Genomic DNA, 16,168 nt, shown 5'->3' on the forward strand with positions numbered 1-16,168 from the left:
CAGAGAGGGGGCGCGATGCGCGGTGGACCTTCGGTGCTCGGGATCGTACTGGCAGGCGGGGAGGGCAAGCGGCTGATGCCGCTCACCGCCGACCGCGCCAAACCGGCGGTGACCTTCGGCGGTATGTACCGCCTCGTCGACTTCGTGCTCTCCAGCCTCGTGAACGGCGACATCCTGCGTATCTGTGTGCTCACCCAGTACAAATCGCACTCGCTGGACCGCCATGTGACCACCACCTGGCGGATGTCGAGCCTGCTCGGCAACTACGTCACGCCCGTGCCTGCTCAGCAGCGGCTCGGCCGGCGCTGGTATCTGGGCAGCGCGGACGCCATCCTGCAGTCCCTCAACCTCGTCAATGACGAACAGCCGGACTACATCGCGGTGTTCGGCGCGGACCACGTCTACCGGATGGATCCGCGGCAGATGCTGCAGCGGCACATCGAGAGCGGCGCGGGCGTCACCGTCGCCGGGATCAAGGTGCCGCGTGCCGAAGCGTCCTCCTTCGGGATCATCACGCCCGCCTCCGACGGAGCGCGGGTGGAGCGCTTCCTGGAGAAGCCCACCGACCCGCCGGGACTGCCCGGCGACCCCGGCCGGGTCTTCGCCTCGATGGGCAACTACCTCTTCTCCACCAAGGTCCTCGTCGACGCGCTCTACCGGGACGCGGAGGACGAGCGCTCGGTCCATGACATGGGCGGCTCGATACTGCCCATGCTCACCGAGCGTGGTGTGGCCCAGCTCTACGACTTCGATGAGAACCATGTGCCCGGCGAGAGCGCGCGGCAGCACGGCTATTGGCGTGATGTGGGCACCATCGACACGTACTACGAAGCCCATATGGATCTGATCCCGGACCGTCCCGTCTTCGACCTCGACAACCGCCGCTGGCCCATCTACACCCACCCCGGCCAGCTGCCGCCCGCCCGCTTCATCGGCGCGGGCATCGCGAGCGAGTCGATCATCAGCCCCGGCTGTGTCGTCCGCGGCCAGGTCACCCGTTCCGTGCTCTCGCCCGGTGTCATGGTGGGCGAGGGAGCGGTGGTGCAGGGCTCGGTGCTCCACGACAACGTGCGTATCGGTCGGGGCGCGGTCGTGCGCGGCTCGATCCTGGACAAGAACGTGGACGTCCCGCCCGGGGCGACGATCGGCGTCAACCCCGAGCGCGACCAGGAGCTTTACACCGTTTCGAAGAACGGGGTCATCGCGCTGGGCAAGGGACAGCCGGTGCTCTGAGGCTCCCGGAGCAACGAAAAGGGGCGGGCGGCTGATTACCGATCGTGCCCATCGGGCATCACAGGGGTGAGGCGCCTGTCGTTGCGCGGACGCCGCCAAAGGCTGCCCCACTCGGTTTTCCTGGCCGGATTCCGCGGCACAGAGATGTGGCCGCAGAATGAAGGAGTGGAGTGATTCCATGCGTGCGCAGAGGCACGTCCCCCGGCGGGCCGCACGCGCGACGTACACCCTGCCGCAGGCGGAGACTTCCGCCCGCTGGGCGCGGCATCTGACGACCGCGTTCCTCACCAGCGGGTGCGGCGAGGAGGTGTCCGGGGGCCAGGTGGAGGATGCGACGCTCGTCGTGTCCGAGCTGGTCACCAACGCCACCCGGCACGGCCGCAGTGCCTGCCGGCTGCGGCTGCGCGTCGGCACCGGTCTGGTCACCGTCGAGGTGGAGGACAGCAGTCCGATACCTCCGCGGCTCTGTTCGGCGCAGGAGACGGACGAGGGCGGACGGGGCATCGCGATGGTGCGTGAGCTCGCGCAGCACTTCGCCGTACGCGGCGGTCCCGGCGGCGGCAAGACCGTACAGGCCGTGCTCGCCGCGTCCTGATGGACCGCGCGTAGGACCCTCAGGCCGGGCGGCTCAGCAGGGCTGGCGCCACACCCCCAGATCGAGCTTCTTGCGCATGGAGCTGAACCCCAACTGCCGTGCCCGCTTGCAGAACGTGTCGACCGGCAGCGCGTACTCGACATGGAAGACCGCCTTGCCGGCCTCGACGAAGGGCGTCAGCGCCGCGCAGTCGCCGTACTGTGCGCACTCCTCGTTCACGGCGAAGTCGAAGTCCCCCACCAGCTGCGGCACTTGAGGGAGATCGTTCTTCAGCCCCACCGACAGGCCGCGGTCGTGCGCGAGGCGCGCGATCATGCGGTTGTACGCGAGCTGGTGTGCCGCGGTCAGCGGAAAGCCGGTCTCGTTGAGATAGGCGTCCAGCAGATCCGGCTCCACCGCGTCGAAGCCGCGCGCCCGGCAGATGTCGATGCGCTTCGCCATCAGCGGGCGCAGGATGTCGAGACGGCGGATGTCCAGCCAGCGCTCGCCCGCCCATCCGTTCTCGCCGCCCAGGACTGCGGCGGGGAACTTCCTGTGGTCGGGGCGGAAGGACTCCCACGCACCCGCGTTGATGTAGCAGATGACCTTGCGGCCGCTGCGGTGGAGCCGGCGGACGGTGGCCGCGTCGTTCTCGAAGCCGTCGATGTCATAGACCGGTACGTCGACGCGGTCGTCGATCCGGCCGTCGAGCTGCCACTGCCACGCGGTCCCGGGCCGCGGCAGCCACCGTGGCTCAGGCGTGGGTTCCGGCGTCGGCGCCGAGCAGGCGGCCAGCAGGAGGAGAGCGAGGGCCAGGAACAGGGTCCGCAGGCGTGGCGTGCGGTTCATGAGGCCTTCCGGAGAGCGGGCGGCAGGGCGGACCAGGGGTTGGGGCCATGGCCGGGGACGGCGCAGTGGACTGCGGCGCGGCGGAGTTCGGCGGTCCGGGCCGCGAGCCCGCAGAGCCCCCTCGGAACGCCGTGCACCAGATGGCAGAAGCGCGTCGGCGGGTGTCCGGCGGTCCAGGAGGGGGCGGCGGGCGCGGCCCGGTAGGTGTCCCAGTCGCCCTCGAAGGTGACCAGCAGATCGGCGAGGGTGGCATAGCCGGGAGCGGGGTGGACGCCCGGATTGAGCGCCAGGGTCCGCCCGCCCCGGGCGCGGGCGGCCCGGGTCAGCCGCCGGTAGTGACGCAGCCCGGCCGCGTCCGGGGCGACCTGATCGAGGAAGAACCCGTCCGTGCCGTACCAGTCGCGGTACCGCTCGAAGTCCTGGGCGACCAGCCGGGCCGGCCGGCGCCCGTAGTCGGTGTCCGCGTACCCCAGCACCCGGACATCCGCCGCCCGCAGCGCGCGTACCACGTCGGCGAACGCGGGGTCGGGGGCGGTGCCGGGCCCGTCGTCGATATTGAGCACGACGCCGTAGAGGAGGGGCGCGGAGACGACGAGCGCCTGCCAGGCATCGGGGTTGACGGCGGGGTGGACGTACATCGGCACGAGGAGCGTCATCCGCGACAGCCCTCCGGGACACGACAGTTGTCCCGGAGGCGACAATGCTCCGGTCCGGGGCGGATCTTCAGGACGAGGCGGATCATCGCGCCGCCCGGGACGGGGTCCGGGACTCCCACAGGTCCGTGAGCGAGTCGGTCAAGGTGTGCTCCGGGTGCCAGTCCAGGGCGGCGCGCGCCGCCGCGATGTCCGCGCACTGCCAGGAGACGGCCGTCGAGCGGGCCGAGCCGTCGCCCGTCTCCTCGAGGTGGCCGCGGAATCCGGCCACCCGCACCAGGGACGCGGCCAGTTCCCGAGCGGCGGTCGCGCTGCCGCTGCCGATGTTGAGCACCGGCGGCAGCGGTCCCTGCGTGGTCGCCGCGCGGACGGCCGCGGCCGCCACGTCCCGTACATCGACGAAGTCACGGTGCGCGGACAGGTCGCCGACCCGGACGACGCCTTCGTCGCCTGCCCGCACCAGCTCCGTGGCGAGCCGGCCCGCAAGGCCCGCGGGGGGCGCGCCCGGACCGACGGGGTTGAAGACCCGGAGTACGACCGCGTCGAGTCCCGAGGACGTCACGGCGACCGTCCCGGCGAGCTTGGTGGCCCCGTACGGACTCAGCGGCCGGGTGGCTGCCGATTCGGTGACCGGCTCGCCGGGTGCGGTCGGTCCGTACTCCGCGGCGGATCCGAGATGGACCAGCCGGGCGGCGGGCGCGGCGTCCCGCAGCGCCTCGCACAGCGCCGCCGGACCGCGTGCGTTGACATCGGTGAGGTGTACGGCGCTGCCGGCCACCAGGCCCGCGCAGTTGACGACGACGGAGGGCGCGGCCGCGTGCAGCGCGTCCGCGAGGACGCCGGGACCGGCCGTGAGGTCGAGCGGCACATCGGAGGCCGCCGACCGCCCGCCGACGAGCAGCCGCACGCCCGGCAGGGCGCGCAGCAGCTCGGCGGTGTGCCCGCCCAGGAATCCGGTGGAGCCCAGGAGGAGGATGCGCACGGGAACCCTCACGCTCCCTTGAGGAGGAGGCCGCGGTGGGTGGTGAACTCCGCGTTCGCCCGGTCGTAGTCGTCGGGCCGGCCGATGTCGAGCCAGTAGCCGTCGAAGTCGTAGGCGTGCGGCGGGTTCTGGGCCTTGAGCAGGTCCAGTACGAGCTCGTCGAAGCCCAGCGGCAGACCGGGCGTGTAGCCCGCGAGGGTGTCCCGGGTGAGTCCGTACACGCCCATCGAGACGCGGTAGTCCATGCTCGGCTTCTCGGCGAAGCCGACGACCTTGCCCAGCTCGGTGGTGAGTACGCCGAAGTCGATGGCGACCTTGCGGGCGTAGGTGGCGACGGTGAGCGGTGCGTCGGACTCGCGGTGCTGCCGGACGACGTCCCCGTAGTCGAGGTCGGTGAGGATGTCACCGTTCATGACGAGGAACTCGTCGGGCAGCCGGTCCATCATCGTCAGGAGCGGGCCCATGGTGCCGAGCGGGCTCTCCTCGGTGGAGTAGCCGACGCGCAGGCCCCACTGAGAGCCGTTGCCGACGTACGCGCGGATGATGTGTCCGAGGTGGCCGATGGCGATGGTGCAGCTGGTGAACCCGGACTGGGCCAGCTGGCGCAGCACTATCTCGAGGATCGCGTGCTGGTCGCCGATCGGCACCAGAGGCTTCGGCAAGGCGGTCGTGTACGGCCGCAGCCGGACGCCCTTGCCTCCTGCGAGGATCACTGCATGCATGGAGACTCCCCTGTGAGTCGCTTGCGGTCGCGGTCGGTCGATCGCGGCCGGACGTGACAGTCGGTTGTGCCAGCCGGTGGTGGCAGTCGGTGGTGGCAGTCGGACGTGCTCGGACGAGCGCGGTCAGATGTTGTAGATGCCGGTCTTGAAGCGGGCGAGGTTCGCCGGGTCGCGGAAGAAGTCGATGGTGTGCGCGAGCCCGTCCGCGAGTTCGTACTCGGGCTGCCAGCCGGTGGCCGTACGCAGCCGGGTGGCGTCCGCCACCAGCCGCATCACTTCGGAGCCCGCCGGCCGGATGCGCTCCTCGTCCTCGCGTACGTCGAGGTCGGTGTCCATCAACTTGCCGATGAGCCGGGTGAGTTCACCCACCGAGATCTCGCCGCCGGTCCCGGCGTTGAAGGTGCGGCCGACGACGGCTTCGGCCGGCGCCGTGCCGACGGTGAGAAAGGCGCGCGCGGTGTCCTTCACGTACAGGAAGTCGCGGGTGGGGCGCAGGTCCCCGAGGGTGATGACCCGCTCTCCGGCCGCGACCTGGCCGATGACGGTCGGGATGACCGCGCGCATCGACTGGCGCGGCCCGAAGGTGTTGAACGGGCGCAGCGTGACCACCGGAGTGCCGAAGCTGGCGTGGTAGCTGTCCGCCAGCCGGTCCCCGCCCGCCTTCGAAGCGGCGTACGGGGACTGGGTGTTGATGGGGTGGTCCTCGGTGATCGGCACGGTCTGCGCGGTGCCGTACGTCTCGCTGGTCGAGGTGTGCACCAGGCGCGGGATCCCCAGTCTGCGCACCACTTCCAGCACATTGAGCGTGCCCGTGACATTGGTGTCCACGTAACTGTGCGGAGCCTGGTAGGAGTACGGGATCGCGATGAGCGCGGCGAGGTGGTAGACGGCCTCGGCGCCCTCGGCGAGCTGATGGACGGAGCCCGGGTCGCGGATGTCCCCGAGGACGATCTCGACCTGGTCGAGGACGTCGGGGGAGAGGGTCTCCAGCCATCCGTAGGAGGAGAAGGAGTTGTACTGGGCCATGGCGCGGACCCGGAAGCCGGAGGCGACGAGCGTCTCGGTGAGATGGGATCCGATGAAGCCCTCGGCTCCGGTGACGGCGACGAGTGCGTTCGATGTCACGAAAGCTGCTCCTTTTGTCGGTGGTTCGGTTGTGGAAGGGGTCAGCGGTGTGCGGTGGGCCGGCCGAGCAGCCGGCAGGCCCCGCCGACCAGAACGGCCGCCGCTGCGATACGAAAGATCAACTGGGTGGGGCCCGGTGGCAGCCCGGCCGACGGGGCGACGGCCTCCGCCGCCGCGGCGACGAGACATACGGCGGCCGGCATCCAGGCCACCGAGAACGCCTGGAGCAGCAGCGCCGTCCAGAGCACGGCCCCCAGGCCGAGCAGAGGCGCGGGACCGGTACCCGCAGCCAGCGCGCCCAGCGCCAGCAGCGCCAGATACGCGCCGAGGCAGAGCGCCAGAGCCCGGCCCGCGCGCAGGGTGAAGCCGCGTGAGGTGGTGCTCTCGCGCAGCCCTGCGACGGCGAGCGAGCGGAAGCGGTACAGCAGCCACTCGGCGAAGCCCATGCTCAGGGTGAGTACGACGACCGAGCGCGGATCATCGGCACCGGCCAGCGCCGCGAGCACGCCGGCGGCCAGCCCGAACAGCCCGTACGGCAGCGAGCGCAGCAGCTTGGGCGTGGCTCCGGCGGCCGTGGGCGCGGACCGCAGCGCGTCCCGAGTGGCGTGCCCGGCGGCGGCGACCGCGAGAAGCACCGTCGCCAGCAGCAGTCCCAGCGCGAGTGCCGCCGGGAGCCGCCACAGGAAGGTGGCTCCCGCACCCGCGGCGACGGGCAGCAGGGTGAGCAGCAGGGCCCGTTCACGGCCGAGGACGAGCAGGACGCTCGCCGCGGCGAGATAGCAGGACTGCCCGGCGGCGAACGCCGCGCCGGTACCGGGCCCGGAGACGAGCAGGCCCGTGGCGGCGGCCCCGAGCGCACCGAGCGGGCCGCCGATCCGCAGGGTGCGTCCGGCGGCGGCCCGCCCCCCGGCCGCCAGCCGCAGATACGCCCGGTGGCTGAGCGCCTGGTTCCACGCCCAGGCGGCGAGCGCCGAGGCGATGAGCCCGGAGACGTCCGCCGTGCCGTGCCAGAGCCCGGCACCCAGGACGTACGCCAGTCCGGGCAGCGCGAAGACCAGACCGCGCAGTGCGCAGCGCAGATGGTCGGGCCGCCAGGGGTCGGGTGCGGGCGGCGGCTCCGGGTAGTGGCGGGGGACCCGTGCGTAGAGGTCCTCGGCGAGCGTGAACAGATCAGGACGCGCGTAGCGTTCGGTGATCTGATCACCAGTCAGGCCATCGGACTCCAGGAGCGCGGCCACCTCGTACGGATGGACGGCGACCGCGACCTGCTCGACCAGCCGCTCGGCCAGCTCGTCGATCGGGTCCTCCGCCCAGCTGGGCCGGGCGCGGGTCCGGGACCGCGGTCTGGGTATGACGGGCAACGTGTCGCCCTCGCCGGGCACCAGGCGCAGCGGGCCGCTCATGCGAGAACCCCCGCGGGCTGCTCGGTCGCCCAGGTACCGGCCGCCGACTCGGCTGCCCCCAGGGCGAGTTCGAGATAGATGGAGCGGAAGGTGTCGACCGTCTGCCGGAGTGTGAACTGCTCGATCACCCGCAGCCGCGCCGCATCGCCCATCGCCGCCCTGCGCGCGGGATCGCGCAGCAGCTCCAGCGCCGCACGGGCCATCGCCTCCGGCTCCCGAGGCGGCACGACGAGCCCACTGTCGCCGACGGCCTCGCGCACACCGCCGACATCGGTGGAGACGGTGGCCCGGCCGCAGGACATGGCCTCGATCAGCGTGAACGGGAAGCCCTCGCTGATGCTGGAGAGCATCACCACGTTGCCGGCCGCGTACGCGTCCCGTATGTCGTCCACGCGTCCCTCGAAGGTGACGGCATCGCCGTGTCCGAGCTCGGCGGCGAGCTTCTCGCAGCGCTCGCGGTACGCCTCGCCGCCGCGCGGCGTGCCGCCGAAGAGCCGCAGCCGCGCCCCGGGTATCTCCTTCCGTACGAGCGCGAAGGCGCGGATCAGCGTCTGAAGATCCTTGATCGGGTCGACGCGGCCCGCCCAGCTGAGCGTGGGCGCACCGGGCTCGGGTCCCGCGGGCGGGAACGCCGCCGGATCGACGCCGTTGTAGACCGTGCGGATGAGCCGCGGGTCTGCCCCGCCGCGCTCCTCCCACAGCCGGTTGTAGCGATTGCCCGGCGTCACCAGCGAGGCCACGCGGTACGTCTCCTCGGCGAGCAGCCGGAAGAAGCCGAGCAGCAGCGCCTTCACCGGCCAGCGGTAGGGGCCGGTGCGGTAGCCGAGATAGCGCTCGCGCAGATAGACCCCGTGCTCGGTGAGCAACAGCGGTACGCCGTGCAGCTGCCGGGCCGCCAGACCGGGCAGCGCCGCGATGCCCCCGCTGACCGCGTGCGCGACGCCGTGCTCGGGCGGCGCCGCTGCCAGTGGCCGCAGCGCGTGCTCCAGCAGGTCGGTGGCGGTCAGCGCGTCGTGCAGGGTGGGCCGGGCCGCGTACACCGGCAGATCGCGCCGGTTCCAGACGCCCACCAGGGTGCGGACGGCCCGGTCGGTGCGCAGCGCCGGTGCGAGTACGCCGTCACGGGCCAAGTGGGCCAGCTCGTACAGCGCGGGCCCGAAGTGCGCCTCCGCCGCCGGGTCGAGCAGCGAGGTCAGGAACCTCTCGTAGGCGGCCATCAGCCGCCGCAGCCGACGGCCGCGCGGCGCGGCCCCGGTCGGGTCGGGACCCCACATGGGGACGGAGACGGGCGGTGAGACATGGGCGGGCAGCTCCCAGGCGAGGGATTCCCGTCCGGTGCCGGTCACCGCGATGACCTGGAAGTCGAAGTCGGGCATTCCGCCGACGAGTTGATCGCACCAGACGCTCACGCCGCCGTGGCTGTGCGGATAGGTGCCTTCGGTGAGGAGGGTGACCATGGGCGCGCCGGACCGCGGCGCGCGAAGGGACTCGGCCATGTGGAACTGCTCCCCTGGGTGCGGGTAAGGGAAGGGGGCGCCTCGCCCGTCGGGCGGGCAGGGCGCGTCGAGCGTGCGGTGCCGGGGCAGGGCTCGGCCGGCCCCGGGACCGCGTGGAGTGGGTGCGTACCGGTGGGTGGCCTCGGGTAGGGGTCGTCAGCCCGTCACGCCGTACGGAACGTGGCGGAGCACGCCCGACGGCAGCGGCAGCCGTGGTGCGGCGGGCGAGACCTGTGGGGCCTTCGCCGCCTTGCCGGTGCGGGCTCCGGCGGGCACCGAGGCGGCCGGCAGGGAGAGCGTGACCCGGTCCTGGAGCAGTCCGGGCGCGACCCAGCCGGAGGCCGAACCGGCGTACGGGCTGCCGAAGGCGGCGTCGCCGAGGAACAGGCTCTGCCGGGTGCCGGCCGGCATGGTGGCGGTGACCCTGACCCCGCTGGGCGCCTGGACGGTGACGTCGTCGCCGATGCGGTACGCGCTCACGTGCCCCGCCTTGACGGCGGTGTTCCAGGCGGCGCGGTGGCGCAGCTCCGCCCCGATGTCGCGCTGGCGCAGACTGACCAGCGGGGTGTTGTCCGCGTACAGCGCGGTGTAACCGTCGAGGATGCGGTTCAGCACCGGGTAGACGATGCGGTCCTCGGCGAGGTTGGACTGGTGGACGTAGTGCGGCCGGGGGTCGTTGGCCAGGACATGGCCGAGACCGATGCGGGCCTCCAGCGGCACCACGTAGTCCGTGTACCCGGTGACCGTGTCGAGCGGTTCCTCCAGGCAGGTGGAGTTGGCCGCGGTCTCACAGATGCCGCTGCCGCCGTCGGCCGCCCGGGTGTAGATCCAGTTGTACTCGTCGATCATCTCGGTCGTGCGGCCCGCGTTGTAGAAGACGTTCATCGGGTAGCGGGGCACCGTGAGGGCGGGGCCGACCCGGCGCTGGGCGCGGTCGCGGGAGTTGTCGGAGCCGAGCCAGGTGACGGAGTTGTCGGCGAGGGCGGGCCCGAGGTTCGGGTTGTCGTCGGGCTGCTGAGGCAGGATCTTCAGCCCGGAGTGCTCACCCGTGACCAACTCGTCGTTCTGCAGCGGGAGTCCGGCGCGCAGGCCCCAGCCGCGGTTGTCCGCGATCTGCCCGGAGATCTCGGCCCTGGTGACGTACCGCGTACTGCCGTCGGCGTTCTCGGCGCACACCCAGGGGACTACGGTGACGTTCTGGACGCAGCCGAGGAAGGGGTGGTTGTAGGTGTGGTTCACCCAGCGGTAGGCGTTCTTGTCGGCGATCAGCTGCTGCGCGAGCGGGTCGCTGCCGCCGTTCTCCTCCTTGAACAGTTCGCTGCCGCCGCCGTTGAAGACCATGTCGAGGGTGAAGCGCTTGGCGGCGGACCACTGGGCCGCGTACCGCGCGTCCGCGGGCGTCATCCGGATCGGGTCCGGCTCGCCCTGTCCCGGTGGGCAGTCCACGTCGCCCGGGGTGCAGTTGAGCACGGTGTCCCAGCGGTCGTCGGCGCCGAAGACGTCGTCCACGTGGACGGCGAAGTAGTTGCGGGCCGCGCCGATCCGGACGCCCTGGGTCAGCCAGTTCACGATGCCGCGGGCGAGCAGCCGGAACTGCTGCTGGTACTGGTTGTAGACGAAGGTGACGACCAGTTCGCGACGGCCGTCGTGCCGGTACTCACCGACGATCGACCCGCGCTCCTGCGAGCCGGGCAGCGGTGCGTCGACGTAGCTGGTGAAGTCCGCGCCGGCGGCGGGCTTGGCGACGTGGGCGTAACTCTCGCCCACAGCGGGGGAGTTGTCCTCGAAGGGCACGGCTCCGTCGAGATAGCCGAAGGGACCGGCCTTGCCCGCGGCCGTCACCCCTGCCTGCGCACCGTCCAGCGAGCCGCTGTAGCCGCCGTTGACCGGGTGGTCCAGACCGACCTCGGGGCGTGCGTAGGTGTACGCGTCGACCTGCGGGATCGCGAAGGTCTTCTCGTACGAGACCAGGGCCGCGAGCTCAGCGGCGGCCACGCCGGCCGGGCTGTCGTTGGGCAGCACCACTGCCTGGAACTTGGCGCGTTGACGCCCGTCCACGGTGTCGGACAGGAAGCCCGCGTCGATCACAGGCCGGTTCGTCCGGGTGAGATCGAGCAGGGTGTACGGCGTTCCCGAACCGTCGAGTTCGGCGGCGATGGCCGCGGTGGCGGGCCCCCCGTCGTCCACCACCAGCACTTTCAGATCGATACGTGGTGACGGTGCCGCGACGGCTCCGGCGGCCGGTGCGGCGAGCGCCAGCAAGAGTGCACTCGCAGTGGACAAGGCAGCCGTGTGGACGGTGCGCCTCATGGTGTCTGTTCCTCCCCGGAAGGGCATGCCGGACGTCGGTCCGGCATGCCCTGGCCCCCCAGCGGTGGACGGTGCGCGTCTCGACGCCCCGCGTGTCCCGCTCTCTGTTGGATCACATAGTGGGGCGCGGTTTGGGGGAACTGTGTGGGCATTGTGAAACCTGGCGCAAAGTGGCTGCGTTGCTGCTGCGGGGGCGATGGGCGGATTGCGGCCTTCTGGGCCACTGCGAAGCGGTTGTCCGCCCCCGGCCCGGGCCCGGTCATCCAGGTGGGGACGGCCGAAAGCGATTGCCGGTCCACGGATGACCTTCAGGGGTCTGGACCGAACAAGGTCCGGGAACGCGACTCGCCGGATTCAGCCAAGGGGCGATCACTCGGAGACCGGCACAACCGACAAGAGATTCGGTCTGGACAAAAATAGTTGTCGGTGAGAGCGTGGAGCCATGTTGGACGTGACCGTGATCGAGGACTCGGCGGCTGCCGCCGTCTCGCTGGACCCCATGCGTTCCCGGCTGCTCGCCGAGCTCGCCACCGGGCCCGCTTCGGCGGCCATGCTCGCCGGCCGGGTCGGGCTGCCCCGCCAGAAGGTGAACTACCACCTCAAGGCCCTGGAGCGGCACGGCCTGGTCGAGCTGGCCGGCGAGCGGAGAAAGGGGAATGTCACCGAGCGGCTGATGCGGGCCACCGCCGCCTCGTATGTGATCTCCCCGCTCGCCCTGGCCGCGGTGCAGCCCGACCCGGCCCGCTTCCGTGACCAGCTCTCGGCGCGCTGGATGCTCGCCGTCGCAGCGCGTCTCGTACGGGATGTCGGCACCCTGATCACGGGAGCCACGAAGGCCCGTAAGCGGCTCGCGACCTATGCGCTCGACGGCGAGGTGCGCTTCGCCTCCGCCGCCGACCGGGCCGCGTTCGTCGAGGAGCTGACACAGGGCGTCGGTGCGCTGATCGCCAAGTACCACGACGAGAGCGCCGAGGGCGGCCGCGACCACCGCATCGTCGTCGCGCTCCACCCCACGGTCAAACCGGACCCCCACGCCACCAGGGCCATCGAGGAGCCGTCATGAGGAGGCTCGTCGCCGCCGACCACCCGACCGCCCGCGGGGCCCATCACTACTTCCATGCGCCCAGGAGCGCCTGAGTACCAGGAGTCATCATGTCCAAGGAGTTCGAGATCGTCCGCGAATTCGAGGTCGACGCCAGTCCCGAGGAGGTGTGGGACGCGATCACCACCGGCACGGCCGGCTGGCTGTGGCCCATGGAGTACGAGCCGAGGGAGGGCGGCGCCGCGCCCTTCGGCGGCACGGTCGCCGCATGGGACCCGCCGCGGCGTCTGACCGGCCGCACCGAGGACGCGGAGGGCGTCTCCCAGCAGACCTTCAACCAGCTCGACCACCTCATCGAGCCGCGCGAGGGCGGCGGCTCCTGGGTGCGCTATGTGCACAGCGGCATCCTGGTCGAGGACTGGGACAACCAGTACGACGGTGCCAACAAGCACACCGACTTCTATCTGCACACCCTGCGGCAGTACCTCACGTACTTCACCGGCCGCGCCGCCACCTTCGCGACTCTCGACGCGCCCGGCGCCTCCAATGCCCCTGACGGGCTCGAGGTCGTCAGCCGGGGGCTCGGACTGGCGGACGACGCGAAGGAGGGTACGACCGTACGGGTCGAGGTGCCCGGCACCGGTCCCGTCGACGCGGTCCTCGACTACCGCAACGCGTACTTCGTCGGTCTGCGCACCGACGAGGCGATGTACCGCGTCTTCGGCCGTAACCATTTCGGTGCGCCGGTCGGAGTCAGCGTGCACGACTTCGCGGGCGGGGCCGACGCCCGGAAGACCGAGGACGCCTGGCGGACCTGGCTCACCGGCCTCTTCGCGTAGGCGGGGGGAGAAGGGGCCCGGCCGGGTAAGCACCCCACCCGGGCCGGGCCCCTCGCCATGCCGCGAGCCATGCCGTGAACCGGGCTCTTCCCCGTGTCCCGTCCCGGTGCGGGTTCCGGCATTTTGTCCGCGCCCCATCACTGCGTAAAGTTGCGCTTTTGGAACGTGGCGTGGGACTACGTCGTACGAGTGATCGAGGAACGGCACAAGCGATGACGGTGACAGAGGACAGCCCGGTGTACGGCCGGGGCATCGACCCGGAGCGGTTGGCCGTCTGCCTGAGCGTGCTCGACGAGCTCGACAAGCTGGACGTCGACCACCCCCACGCGATCGCGGTACGGCGCGCCACCGCCGGTATCTACCGGACCGTGAAGCAGCGCCGCCGCCAGGAGCGCCGCGCCGCCAAGACCGCCCACGACAAGTCGGTCACCGAGGCCACCGCGACCGGCTCCGCCGAGCGGATCGACGACGAGACCGAGGGGCTGCTGCCCTCCTCGTCGGTCACCGGCGAGATCGCGGGCATACTCCAGCGCCCCCGGTCCTGCTATATCTGCAAGACCCGCTATGTCGAGGTCGACGCCTTCTACCACCAGCTGTGCCAGAAGTGCGCGGCCGAGAACCGCGCCCGCCGCGATGCCCGCACCGACCTCACCGGCAAGCGCGCCCTCCTCACCGGCGGCCGGGCCAAGATCGGCATGTACATCGCGCTGCGGCTGCTGCGTGACGGCGCCCACACCACCATCACCACCCGCTTCCCCAGCGACGCGATCCGCCGCTTCAAGGCGATGTCGGACAGCGACGACTGGATCCACCGCCTCAAGATCGTCGGCATCGATCTGCGCGACCCGGCACAGGTCGTCGCGCTCGCCGACTCGGTGGCCGCCGAGGGCCCGCTCGACATCCTGATCAACAACGCCGCGCAGACGGTACGCCGCTCCCCGCAGGCCTACAGCGAACTCCTCGCCGCCGAGTCCGCGCCGCTGCCCGCGGGCGAGCTGCCCAGCTCCCATGTGATCGGCGCGTTCGGCAGCGGCGCCCAGGCCGCGCTGCCCGTCGGCGGCGGCGAGGGCCTGAGCGCACAGGACGTCACCGATCTCGCGCTGGTCACCGGCTCCGCCTCGCTCGCCCGGATCGAGGCGGGCACCGCCATCGACGCCGGCGGCCTGGTCCCCGACCTGCACGACACCAACAGCTGGGTCCAGACGGTCTCCGAGGTCGGCCCGGTCGAGCTGCTCGAGGTCCAGCTCTGCAACTCCACCGCCCCGTTCATCCTGATCAGCCGGCTCCGCCCGGCGATGGCCGCCGCCGTCGGCAAGCGCACCTACGTGGTGAACGTCTCCGCCATGGAGGGCGTCTTCAGCCGCGGCTACAAGGGCGCGGGCCACCCGCACACCAACATGGCCAAGGCCGCGCTGAACATGCTCACCCGCACCAGCGCCCAGGAGATGTTCGAGTCCGACGGCATCCTGATGACCGCGGTCGACACCGGCTGGATCACCGACGAGCGCCCGCACCCCGACAAGATGCGCCTCGCCGACGAGGGCTTCCACGCCCCGCTCGACCTGATCGACGGCGCCGCCCGCGTCTATGACCCGATCGTGCGCGGCGAGGACGGCGACGACCTCTACGGCGTCTTCCTCAAGGACTACGCTCCGGCGAACTGGTAGCCCGCAGCTGCTCGTGGACGGCGTACGAGCCGGTGCCCGCAGCCGCGCGCACCCTCGTACCGCCGTCCACGAGCAGATCGGCCCCGGTCACCCATTCGGCCGCGTCGGAGACCAGCCACAGCACCGCCCGTGCCACATCGGCCGGCTCACCCATACGGCCCAGCGGCAGACCGTCGGCGATCCGCTGCTCGGCGCCCTCTCAGACGAAGGGCGCCATCTCGGTGCGGACAAGCCCAGGTGAGACCGCGTTCACCCGTACGCCCGGGGCCAGTTCGCCGGCGAGCTGACGTGTGAGGTGTCCCAGTGCCGCCTTGCTCGTGCCGTACGCGCCGACCCGCGGCCCCACCCCGTGAGTGCCCTCGGTGCAGATGTTGACCACCGTGCCGCCGTGTTCGCGCATCCAGGCCCGCCAGGCGAGCTGCACCAGCCGCAGCGCAGCCTCCACATTTACCGCGAACGCCTGCCGCCACTCGTCCGGATCGGCTTCCATCAGCGGACCGTAAGGCGCGTTGGTGGCAGCGTTGTTGACCAGGATGTCGAGCCGGCCGGACTCGCTCACGGCGAGCGCCACGCACTCCTGAAGGTGGTCCGGGTCGGCGACGCTGCCGGGGCAGCCGACCGCCCGCGCACCCGTGGCGCGCAGCTCGGCGACGGCAGCGCGCACCCCCTCCGGATCCCTCGCGGTGATCACCACATGGGCCCCGGCCCGGGCCAGAGCGCCCGCTATCGAGCGTCCAATACCCCGGGACCCGCCGGTCACCAGGGCCGTCCTGCCATCGAGGCTTCCTTGTGCGGGACCGGAAATCATCTGCGTACGATCCCATGAAGCCCCGCACAGGGACAGATCGTTGGCCGGAATTGAGTGGATTTACAGGCCCCATCGAGCGGGGGCGCGCTCATTTGGTTAGTCTGGGGTGACTGGACGCCACCAAGGGATCCACGAAACCCCTTGGCCGTCCTGGGACAAGTCTGCAACCAGGCTGCGGTCCCGCCCGAGTGACGGCGCCACCGCGACCGAACTGCCCTTGTCCCAGTTACGCGACACAGAGGAGTGCGCGGTGACAACAGAATCAACGAAGCACGAACAGCGACCGCCGGAACGCGACGGCGAACGGTCCGGCCGGTCCGACGAACTCGGCAGCCTGGAAGTCTGGGCCCGATCGGCACCGATCCGGCTGGCCGGCTACGAGGACGACCTCGCCGAGCCGCATATCCTGCCCGGCATCGACTGAGCGGATCGCTTCGCACCGTACCCCCTGGCCGCACCGCCAGG

Annotated in this window: 14 protein-coding genes and 1 pseudogene; 6 read left to right on the plus strand and 9 right to left on the minus strand. The window is 71.4% G+C overall.

The window, feature by feature from the left end:
- Positions 1–15 precede the first annotated feature (15 nt).
- Together glgC and SLUN_RS34840 are read left to right on the plus strand one after the other, a co-directional pair.
- Positions 16–1,233 carry a glucose-1-phosphate adenylyltransferase gene (gene glgC / locus SLUN_RS34835; RefSeq protein WP_108153900.1) on the plus strand — a complete coding sequence of 406 codons (1,218 nt, stop codon included), beginning with the start codon at positions 16–18 and terminating at the stop codon, positions 1,231–1,233.
- Positions 1,234–1,411: 178 nt separating this feature from the next.
- Positions 1,412–1,828 (plus strand): ATP-binding protein, encoded by a 417-nt coding sequence (locus tag SLUN_RS34840; protein ID WP_108153901.1) that lies wholly within the window; start codon positions 1,412–1,414, stop codon positions 1,826–1,828.
- A gap of 33 nt (positions 1,829–1,861) precedes the next feature.
- Here SLUN_RS34840 and SLUN_RS34845 read toward each other — a convergent pair whose 3' ends face one another.
- The 8 genes from SLUN_RS34845 to SLUN_RS34880 all read right to left on the minus strand — a co-directional run bounded on the left by SLUN_RS34845 (position 1,862) and on the right by SLUN_RS34880 (position 11,347).
- Positions 1,862–2,656 carry an endo alpha-1,4 polygalactosaminidase gene (locus SLUN_RS34845; RefSeq protein ID WP_108153902.1) on the minus strand — a complete coding sequence of 265 codons (795 nt, stop codon included), beginning with the start codon at positions 2,654–2,656 and terminating at the stop codon, positions 1,862–1,864.
- A complete protein-coding gene (locus SLUN_RS34850; protein ID WP_108153903.1) occupies positions 2,653–3,312 on the minus strand; it encodes a spherulation-specific family 4 protein in 660 nt (219 codons plus the stop codon). Before SLUN_RS34850 ends, SLUN_RS34845 begins: the two co-directional genes overlap by 4 nt.
- A gap of 82 nt (positions 3,313–3,394) precedes the next feature.
- Positions 3,395–4,291 (minus strand): NAD-dependent epimerase/dehydratase family protein, encoded by an 897-nt coding sequence (locus SLUN_RS34855; RefSeq protein ID WP_108153904.1) that lies wholly within the window; start codon positions 4,289–4,291, stop codon positions 3,395–3,397.
- 8 nt (positions 4,292–4,299) lie between these two features.
- On the minus strand, positions 4,300–5,013 hold the full coding sequence (locus SLUN_RS34860; RefSeq protein ID WP_108153905.1) for a nucleotidyltransferase family protein: 714 nt from the start codon (positions 5,011–5,013) through the stop codon (positions 4,300–4,302).
- Positions 5,014–5,136: 123 nt separating this feature from the next.
- Positions 5,137–6,138: an SDR family NAD(P)-dependent oxidoreductase gene (locus SLUN_RS34865; protein ID WP_108153906.1), complete on the minus strand. Its 1,002-nt coding sequence runs from the start codon at positions 6,136–6,138 to the stop codon at positions 5,137–5,139.
- A 41-nt stretch (positions 6,139–6,179) separates the two neighbouring features.
- Entirely contained in the window at positions 6,180–7,541 is a 1,362-nt protein-coding gene (locus SLUN_RS34870) for a hypothetical protein (protein ID WP_108153907.1), read from the minus strand.
- Complete coding sequence (pelF, locus tag SLUN_RS34875) at positions 7,538–9,037, minus strand: GT4 family glycosyltransferase PelF (protein WP_108153908.1); 1,500 nt, start codon at positions 9,035–9,037, stop codon at positions 7,538–7,540. The genes SLUN_RS34870 and pelF overlap by 4 nt, the downstream gene beginning before the upstream one ends.
- Before the next feature lie 156 nt (positions 9,038–9,193).
- Positions 9,194–11,347 (minus strand): hypothetical protein, encoded by a 2,154-nt coding sequence (locus SLUN_RS34880; protein WP_108153909.1) that lies wholly within the window; start codon positions 11,345–11,347, stop codon positions 9,194–9,196.
- A 442-nt stretch (positions 11,348–11,789) separates the two neighbouring features.
- Here SLUN_RS34880 and SLUN_RS34885 point away from each other — a divergent pair, with 442 nt between their 5' ends.
- From SLUN_RS34885 to SLUN_RS34895, 3 genes are all read left to right on the plus strand, one after another.
- Entirely contained in the window at positions 11,790–12,410 is a 621-nt protein-coding gene (locus SLUN_RS34885) for an ArsR/SmtB family transcription factor (protein ID WP_108153910.1), read from the plus strand.
- Positions 12,411–12,499: 89 nt separating this feature from the next.
- Entirely contained in the window at positions 12,500–13,228 is a 729-nt protein-coding gene (locus tag SLUN_RS34890; protein ID WP_108153911.1) for an SRPBCC family protein, read from the plus strand.
- Between the two features lie 212 nt (positions 13,229–13,440).
- A complete protein-coding gene (locus tag SLUN_RS34895) occupies positions 13,441–14,895 on the plus strand; it encodes an SDR family NAD(P)-dependent oxidoreductase (protein ID WP_108153912.1) in 1,455 nt (484 codons plus the stop codon).
- On the opposite strand, the pseudogene SLUN_RS34900 reads toward SLUN_RS34895, so the two are convergent.
- Positions 14,867–15,703: pseudogene (locus SLUN_RS34900) on the minus strand (SDR family oxidoreductase). The gene SLUN_RS34895 and the pseudogene SLUN_RS34900 sit on opposite strands and share 29 nt — an antisense overlap.
- A gap of 250 nt (positions 15,704–15,953) precedes the next feature.
- Here SLUN_RS34900 and SLUN_RS40190 point away from each other — a divergent pair.
- Positions 15,954–16,127: a hypothetical protein gene (locus tag SLUN_RS40190; protein WP_170146635.1), complete on the plus strand. Its 174-nt coding sequence runs from the start codon at positions 15,954–15,956 to the stop codon at positions 16,125–16,127.
- Positions 16,128–16,168 lie beyond the last annotated feature (41 nt).

Origin of the sequence: Streptomyces lunaelactis (genome assembly GCF_003054555.1) — a bacterium.
GTDB classification, from domain to species: domain Bacteria; phylum Actinomycetota; class Actinomycetes; order Streptomycetales; family Streptomycetaceae; genus Streptomyces; species Streptomyces lunaelactis.

Coding starts and splice junctions, on each gene's coding strand:
- SLUN_RS34890 (WP_108153911.1), top strand. CDS start 12,500: ATGTCCAAGGAGTTCGAGATCGTCCGCGAATTCGAGGTCGACGCCAGT.
- SLUN_RS34860 (WP_108153905.1), bottom strand. CDS start 5,013: ATGCATGCAGTGATCCTCGCAGGAGGCAAGGGCGTCCGGCTGCGGCCG.
- SLUN_RS34870 (WP_108153907.1), bottom strand. CDS start 7,541: ATGAGCGGCCCGCTGCGCCTGGTGCCCGGCGAGGGCGACACGTTGCCC.
- SLUN_RS34880 (WP_108153909.1), bottom strand. CDS start 11,347: ATGAGGCGCACCGTCCACACGGCTGCCTTGTCCACTGCGAGTGCACTC.
- SLUN_RS34895 (WP_108153912.1), top strand. CDS start 13,441: ATGACGGTGACAGAGGACAGCCCGGTGTACGGCCGGGGCATCGACCCG.
- pelF (WP_108153908.1), bottom strand. CDS start 9,037: ATGGCCGAGTCCCTTCGCGCGCCGCGGTCCGGCGCGCCCATGGTCACC.
- SLUN_RS34885 (WP_108153910.1), top strand. CDS start 11,790: ATGTTGGACGTGACCGTGATCGAGGACTCGGCGGCTGCCGCCGTCTCG.
- SLUN_RS34840 (WP_108153901.1), top strand. CDS start 1,412: ATGCGTGCGCAGAGGCACGTCCCCCGGCGGGCCGCACGCGCGACGTAC.
- SLUN_RS34845 (WP_108153902.1), bottom strand. CDS start 2,656: ATGAACCGCACGCCACGCCTGCGGACCCTGTTCCTGGCCCTCGCTCTC.
- glgC (WP_108153900.1), top strand. CDS start 16: ATGCGCGGTGGACCTTCGGTGCTCGGGATCGTACTGGCAGGCGGGGAG.
- SLUN_RS34850 (WP_108153903.1), bottom strand. CDS start 3,312: ATGACGCTCCTCGTGCCGATGTACGTCCACCCCGCCGTCAACCCCGAT.